Source organism: Chloroflexota bacterium, from assembly GCA_020850535.1.
GTDB lineage: Bacteria > Chloroflexota > UBA6077 > UBA6077 > JACCZL01 > JADZEM01.
This window is the reverse complement of sequence record JADZEM010000140.1, coordinates 1-7,565: the sequence shown is the minus strand read 5'-3', so window position 1 is coordinate 7,565 and position 7,565 is coordinate 1. Positions and strand designations below refer to the sequence as shown.

The window sequence follows — 7,565 nt, the reverse complement described above, 5'->3', positions numbered from 1 at the left end:
GCCGATCGCCAGGGTGCGGGCGGCTGGACGAGGCCGGCGCGCCGGCCTCGTCCAGCCGCCCGCACCCTGGCGATCGGCACGCTCGCTCCTGCACCATGCCCTCGATTGCGCTGGAGGAGTTGCCGATGGCCGCCTTGCCGCCTCTTCGCTATGTCGATGCCCTGCCAGCCTCGGCTGACCTTGTCGTCATCGGCGGCGGCATCGTCGGCGCGGCCACCGCGTTCTTCGCCAGCCGCGCCGGCCTCAGCACCGTCATCGTCGAGAAGCGCCGCGCCCTCTGCACGCTCACCACGCCCGTCTCAACGGGAGCGTTCCGGCTCCAGTTCGACAACCCTGACGAGATCGCGCTCGTCCGCGAGGGCGTCTCGCTGTTCGAGCGCTTCTCCGAGGTTGCCGATCTGCCCGGCTACGACATCGGGCTGAAGCAGCAAGGCTACCTCTTCTGCACCACCGAGGAGACGGGCGTCAACCGGCAACGGGAGTGGGTCAGCATGCAGCACGGCTGGGGCCTGGACGACGTCGAGATCCTCCCCGGCGACGAGGTCCGCTACCGGTTCCCCCACATCGGGCCGGCCGTGCTCCAGGCCCGCTACCGTGCGAAGGACGGCTGGCTGAAGCCGAAGGCGCTGACGATGGGCTACGCCCGGGCCAGCGGGGCAGCCATCTGCCTCGACACGGCGGCCACCGGCTTCGTGCGAGCCGGCGACCGAGTCGTCGGGGTGCAGACGGCGCGCGGCACGATCTCCTGCCAGCACGTCGTCCTGGCGGCCGGGCCGTTCAGCGGCATCGTGGCAGGGTGGGCCGGCCTCGATCTCGGCATGCAGCCCCGCCGGCGCATGAAGCTGGTCATCCCTGAGCTGCCGGAGATCCCCCCGGACGCCCCGATGACCATCGACGAGGAGACCATCGCCCACTGGCGGCCGGCCCTGAACGGCGCCTACGCCCTCTTCACCGATCCGACAGCTCCGCCCACCGAGCCGCGGGACAACGTCACGCCCGATGCGACGTTCGCCTTCGACCTGCTCAGCCCGGACTCGCCGCGCTCGCTGGCGCGGATCAGCCCGCTCTGGCAGCAGGTCTGGGAGCGCGGCGAGCCAGACTGGGTGCTCCAGGCCGGCCAGTACGAGTACACCCCAGACCACAAGCCGTACCTCGGGCCGAGCGCCGTGCCGGGGCTGGCGCTGAACTGCGGGTACAGCGGGCACGGCATCATGGCGAGCGCCGGCGGCAGCCGGCTGACGGTGGACGCGCTGCTCGGGAAGGTCCAGGCGGGGGAGAACCCCTTCCGCCCCGACCGCGAGATCGTCGAGCGGCCCTTCGACATCCTGTAGCCGGCCCACACAACGACGAAACCGGCTGGGTCAGTTGATTTCACGGTCGCGGCCGCCTCGTACCACGCTCCGCCCACGGTCAGGGGGGATCAGGCCGAGCGCTGCCGCCCGTTCGCGGACCGTCGTCACCAGCGCCTCGTCCGCCACCGAGAGCGGCGGCCCCGCCCGCCGGCGCACCAGCACGCTGTCGCGCTCCAGCAGCGGCAAGTCCGTCACCTGCACCACCGTCATCTGGCCGCTTTTCACGAAGTCCGCCACCTGCATCCAGGGGAAGACGCCTGCCCCAACCCCGCTCAGCACCATCTGGCGGCCGGTATCCATCGGCACGTCCACCACCGACTTCGCCAGCGTCGCCAGTTGGGCCACGGCCGGCGGCAGCGTCACCCACCAGCGCAGCAGCAGGAACGGCTTCGAGAGCGCTGCCACCGTCGCCCGGTCAACCTGCGGCCGGCGCGCCAGCGGATGGTGCGGCGCGACCGCCAGCACGACTGGCTCGCGCAGCGTCAGCAGGATCTCGATGTCCCCCGTCAGCAGATCGTGGGCCGGCCACACCAGGAACGCCAGCCGGATCACCGCGTCGTACAGCAGCTCCACCAGTTGCTCTTGCCGCCCGGCCCGCACCAGCACTTCCACGTCCGGGTGCTCGGCGTGGAACCGCGCCACGGCCGGCCCCAGGAAGCTGCCAGACAATGATTCCAGCACGCCGATGCTCACCCGCCCGCGCTGCCCCACCTGGGCCTGCTGGGCCGCCTCGACGCCAGCATCCAGCACCTCGAGCGCCCGCCGCGCGTACGGCAGAAAGCTCATGCCAAGATCGGTCAGGGCCACGCCGCGCCCGCTCCGCACGAAGAGCGGCCCGCCAACCTGCTGCTCCAGGGCCTGCATGCGGGCGCTGACCGTCGGCTGGGCCACGTCGAGCGACCATGCCGCACGGCTGAAGCTGCCCTCGCGCACGATCCGCTCGAAGGTGCGAAGCTGATCGGTGTCCACAGCGGCTCCAGGGGGAGTCAGGAGCGATTCCAGAGGCCATCGAGAAAGTCGATGGACACTATAGTCCGCATCGGCTTGCTGAATGCTCAGTCCTGGCGTACCGTGGAACTACCGTGTCGTGCCGTGCCAGCTCACCAGGAGGAGCCGCCAGCATGTCCAGCTCGCCCGCCCAGGCCCCGCTCGGTCCGGCATCAGCGCAGGGGACTGGCGGCACGCGCGCCTACTGGACGGCGTGGGTCGCCACCGTCATCTTCTTCGCCGGGTTCTACACCCTGCTGGTGCCGCTGCCGCGCTACCTCGCGCAGGAGGGCCTGCCAGACTGGCAGATCGGCCTGATCCTCGGGGCGTTTGGCGTCGCCTCGCTCGTCTGGCGGACCGTCGCCGGGGTTGGGGTGGACCGCTGGGGCTCACGGCGCATCATGCTCCTGGGGGCCGGCGCGCTGACCTTCGGCGCGGCCTGCGTCCCGCTGACCGGCAGCCCCACGCTGCTGTTCCTGCTGCGGCTGCTCCAGGCGGCCGGCTACGTCGCGTTCACCACCGCCGGCACGGCGCTCATCATCCAGCTCACCCCTGAGGAGCAGCGCGGCAACCGGCTCGCCATCTTCGGGGCGGCGGCCAACGTCGCCATCTCGCTGGCCCCGGCGGCGGCCACCGCCCTGCTGACGGTAGCGCCGTTGGAGGTCGGCTTCTGGCTGACCGCGGCGCTGGCCCTGTTCGGCGGGATGCTCGCCTCGCAGATCGCGATGCCACCACGCGCGGCCGGCCCCGTGCGCGACTGGCGCAACGGCTGGCGCTTCCCCCGCCTGCTCTGGCTCCCGATGTTCACGGCCGGCCTGTTCGGGTGCGGCTTCGCGGCGTTCTTCCTGTACGCCCCGATCCTCGCCGAGCGGCGAGCGGTCGATCCAGGCCTGCTCTACACCGTCTACGGCATCAGCATCATCGGGACGCGCATCGTCAGCAGCCGCTGGCTCGACCGGGTCAGCACCCGCCAGATCCTGCTGCTCTCCTCGGCCATCCTGCTGGCCGGGCTGGCGCTGGCTGCCGTCGCCACCACGCCGCTCGGGCTCAGCCTCTCCGCACTGCTGATCGCCTCCGGCGGCGGCCTCTTCCACCCGGTCCTGATCGCCCATCACGCCAGACTGCTGCCAGCCGAGCCCGGGCAGGCCACGGCCGGGTTCTACCTCGGGTTCGATCTGGGGATCGGCATCGGCAGTTGGCTGCTCGGCGCGATGCTCGACCTGGGCGGCCTCTTCTGGATGTACGCCCTGGCGACCATCATCGTGGCGCTGACCGTGCCGCTCGTGCCGATCCTCACCCGCGAGCGCGCCCGCCAGGCGTGGCAGGGGACAGCATGAACGCCGGCAACATCAGCCTGGCCGCCGAAGCCCCGACCTCGCCGGACGCACGTGAGCTGATTCGCCAGCTCAGCGCCGACCTGGCCGTGCGCTACGACTTCGCAGACGACGGCAGCGGCCTGTTCTCGGCGGCGGATGTCCAGGCGCCGCGCGCGGCGTTCCTGGTGTCGCGGCTGGACGGCCGGCCCGTCGGGTGCGGCGCGCTCAAGCCGATGGGCGAGTCCGGCTACGAGCACATCTCACCGTACCCGCCCTACCTCGAGAGCGCACGAAGCGTCTGCTTCGCCAGGCAACTGCTCAGGCAGCCGGCCGAACCGCCAGCCTGACGGCTCCCCGCGGTTGAGATCTCGCCCGAATGCTGACGGAACGGTTGACGCCGTCGCAGAGTTGGTGGTAGGCTGAAGGCATACCAGCGCTGGTGGTCACGCACACGCTTCAACGACAAGGAGGAGCGCGCAATGACCAAGTCGCGAGTCGAGTTGGGTGTTTGGCAGGTCGACAGGTAAGGCCTCGCTCCGAGATGGCGCGGGGCCTGTGTAGACCCCAGGTGTGCACCCTGCAGGGATGAACCGCAGACTGCCGAGGATTGCGTCGTGTTTCTGGCGCACCGGCAGCAGATTCAGAGGCCAATTAAGGCCGTAGGGCGGCGCCCTGGTTCACTCAGATCCGAGATTACTGGCTCTTGAGGGGGCTCCTTTCGCGAGGGAGTCCCCTTTCTTGTTCCTCAAGCATTCGCCCCGGCGGCCGGCTCTCGCGGCGCGAGCACTGGGCACAGGCGCGCACCACGACGGGCCGGTCGCTCCGCACTGTCGTACGACCTGCATCGCAGTGAACGCGGGCATCGTTCCACGCAGTGAACGCGCGCATCGTTCCACGCGCGCCCCCCATCCACGACACCCGGTATCGCGTCTCCCGTTGCCGTTCGCCGCCCAGGGTTTGTATCCTCGCCAATCCGATGTCTGTACCGCGCACCCTCGCCGCCCTTGGCCGTCTCTTCAGGCGGACGCCGCCGCCACCGGATGACATCCTCGAAGCGTACGCGCATGAGGTCGTCCCGGTTCTTGACCGTGCCGAGTGGCTCTACCAGTACTGGCTCGAACAGGCGTCGCTGTTCACGGATGGCGAGAAACTGGGCAACGTCGCGGCGATCCACCGCTGGGAAACCGCGTCGATGGGCCGCTCGCTGGAGAACGTCGTGCCGCCGGCCGTGCTGGCAAGCGCCCACGAGTCGGTGCTGGACGCCCTCGACATGGCCAGCCGCGCAGCCCAGCTGCTGAGCAGCGGGAGCCGCTTCCACAACGCCGCCGCCGTCTGCGAAGGACAGTCTTTGCTGACAGCCTCGCGGGAGCGTCGCCTCTCCGCGATGGACTCGATGCGGCGCTACCTCTCGGCCGTCCTCGACGCCGACGCCGACGGTCCGGCCGACCCCCAGGCGGCGCTCGACGCCGAGGCTGGAGCCGGCCGCACCGCCGAGCTGACGGCTGCGGCAGCCTACGTCGCCACGGATGCCGACGCCCTGCAGCGCGGCGAGCCGCTGCCCACTCCAGGGCCGGCCGGTGACGGCGCATCCCTGACGACGGACAGCGACGCCGACGCCCCGAACCGTGATGGCGGCGCATCTCCCGGCGACGCGGCTGCCTACGCGAGCGCGGGCGCCTACGCGAGCGCGGGCGCCTACGACGACGTCGATGGCGGCAGCGACAGCAACCATCTCGATGGCTACGCCGAGGGCGAGCACCAGCCGGATCCGTACCACCCGGACGGCGACTACCACCCCGACGACGATGACGACGGGGACGCGCTGCCCTGGCTCACACGCCGCGCCGAGCACGCGCACACCGATGCGCAGCCCGGTGACAGCGCGCCGCAACCCGACGACAGCCTTCAGCCCGGCGGTAGCGCTCAGCCCGTGTCCGACTCGCCACCTGCCGCTCAGCACGTGCCCGCACAGCCGCCGCAGGCCACCCCCGCGCCAACCCAGGATCCGGGCGGCTGGGGGCTGCTTTTCCGCCGATCACCCCCGCCGCCCCCGGATAACGACGGCTCAGCGCCGCGCTCCCAGGGCGACTAGCGGCTCGTCTGGCGTCGATCACAGGGTCGCTCAGTGCCGGTCGTCATCCCGACCGCGGCGAGGCACGAGCACACCCGCTCGTCATCCTGACCGTAGCGAGGAACGAGCGGAGTGGAGGGATCTTCCCCGTTGTGGCTACGTGAGGAAGATCCCTCGACTGCGTTCGCACGCTCACGTCGCTCGGGATGACGGTGACGGGAGCCGCCTCACGTCGCTCGGGATGACGGGGGAGGTCGTCAGGCTTGCCCTGAGCCTGCCGAATGGGGGGATGACGGTGAAGCGTCGGCAGAGGTCCACCCCGGTCGTTCACGACCGGCAGACCACTAGCGCACGACGAGGGCGATTGCATCACGCCCTCGTCGTGCAGCGTCGTCGGGGCTTGATGAAATACCCACGTAGTCCGTCCGTCACTCTGAAGGCCCTCACCCCCCGAATCCTGAAACCCAGGACTTCCCCGCGACCCACGGACCCACGGACCCACGACCCACGACCCGCGTCGTATCATCCTCTCCGACCATCCCTGGAGGCGCACGCCCGGTGCTCGACCTACGCTCGCTCCCGATCGACCCCGCCAGACTGCAGGCCAGAATCGACGAGCTGGGCAGCATCGGCGTTCACCTGAACGGCGGCCTCTACCGCTCCCTCTACACCGAAAGCTGGGTCCAGGCGATGGCCCTGATCCGGAGGTGGATGGAGGCGGCCGGCCTCACCGTCCGCTTCGACGCCGTCGGCAACCTCTGGGGACGCGTCGAGGGCGTCGAGGGCGGCAAAGCGGTGGTGACCGGCTCGCACGTGGACACGGTGCGCCAGGGCGGCAAGTATGACGGCGCGCTCGGCGTTCACATGGGCATCGCGGCGGTCCAGGCCCTGCTCGCAGGGGTCGGGCGGCCGAAGCGCCCGCTGGAAGTGCTGGTGACCTGCGAGGAGGAGGGCAGCCGCTTCAACGCCTCCTTCTGGGGCGCGCGCGCCATCGTCGGGCGGATCGGCGCGGACGAGCCGACGCGCGTGGTGGACGCCGACGGCACGACCATCGGCGCGGCGATGCAGGCGCGCGGCTTCGACCCGGCCCGCATCGCCGAGGCTGAGCGCCACGATCTCGGCGCGTTCGTCGAGGCCCACATCGAGCAGGGCGCGATCCTCGAACGTGCGGGGCTGCCGCTCGGCGTCGTCTCCTCGATCACCGGGCAGCGCTGGATGAAGGTCACCGTCTCGGGCGTCCAGAACCATGCCGGCACGACGCCGATGGACCTGCGCCAGGACGCGCTGGCCGGCGCAGCCGCCATGATCGAGCGCATCGTGGGGGCCGCCGTGCGGATGGGCCGGCCGGCCGTGGCGACGGTCGGCCGCATCCAGGCGTTCCCCGGCGGCACCAACATCATCCCTGGCCGCTGCGAGTTCACGGTGGACACCCGCCACGCCGAGCCAGGGCCGCGCCAGCAGCTGCTGGCCGAGATCGCGGGGATCATCCAGACCATCGCCGCCGAGCGCGAGCTGACCGTCGAGGTCGAGTCGATCATGGATCACGACCCGGTGCCGATGCACCCGGAGATCCGCGCGCACATCGAGCACGCGATCGAGAGCCTGGAGCTGCCATACCTCGTGATGCCGAGCGGCGCGGGCCACGACAGCGAGATCCTGGCGCCGCGCGTCCCCACCGCGATGCTGTTCGTGCCGAGCCGAGGCGGCAAGAGCCACACGCCCGAGGAGTACACGCCGGTCGAGCAGGTGGTCCCAGGCGTGCAGGCGCTGGCCGGAACACTCTACAGACTGGGGTACGGGGCGTAGGTCGTGGATCGTGGGGGCGCACAGATCCCGGCG

6 protein-coding genes are annotated in these 7,565 nt (G+C 70.8%); 5 read left to right on the top strand and 1 reads right to left on the bottom strand.

Annotation, left to right across the window (positions count from 1 at the left end):
• Nucleotides 1-1,331, top strand: a 1,331-nt coding sequence (locus tag IT306_20885; protein MCC7370882.1) for an FAD-binding oxidoreductase, incomplete at its 5' end; no start/stop codon positions are given.
• Nucleotides 1,332-1,361: 30 nt separating this feature from the next.
• Here IT306_20885 and IT306_20880 read toward each other — a convergent pair.
• Nucleotides 1,362-2,321, bottom strand: a complete 960-nt coding sequence (locus IT306_20880) for a LysR family transcriptional regulator (protein ID MCC7370881.1) — start codon at nucleotides 2,319-2,321, stop codon at nucleotides 1,362-1,364.
• A 152-nt stretch (nucleotides 2,322-2,473) separates the two neighbouring features.
• Between IT306_20880 and IT306_20875 the strand changes: the two genes are divergently transcribed.
• From IT306_20875 to IT306_20860, 4 genes are all read left to right on the top strand, one after another.
• Nucleotides 2,474-3,676, top strand: coding sequence for an MFS transporter (locus tag IT306_20875; GenBank protein ID MCC7370880.1), 1,203 nt, complete (start codon nucleotides 2,474-2,476; stop codon nucleotides 3,674-3,676).
• Complete coding sequence (locus IT306_20870) at nucleotides 3,673-4,002, top strand: hypothetical protein (GenBank protein ID MCC7370879.1); 330 nt, start codon at nucleotides 3,673-3,675, stop codon at nucleotides 4,000-4,002. The genes IT306_20875 and IT306_20870 overlap by 4 nt, the downstream gene beginning before the upstream one ends.
• Nucleotides 4,003-4,631: 629 nt before the next feature.
• Nucleotides 4,632-5,747, top strand: coding sequence for a hypothetical protein (locus IT306_20865; protein ID MCC7370878.1), 1,116 nt, complete (start codon nucleotides 4,632-4,634; stop codon nucleotides 5,745-5,747).
• A gap of 537 nt (nucleotides 5,748-6,284) precedes the next feature.
• Nucleotides 6,285-7,532 carry a Zn-dependent hydrolase gene (locus IT306_20860; GenBank protein ID MCC7370877.1) on the top strand — a complete coding sequence of 416 codons (1,248 nt, stop codon included), beginning with the start codon at nucleotides 6,285-6,287 and terminating at the stop codon, nucleotides 7,530-7,532.
• The last annotated feature ends 33 nt before the right edge of the window (nucleotides 7,533-7,565 follow it).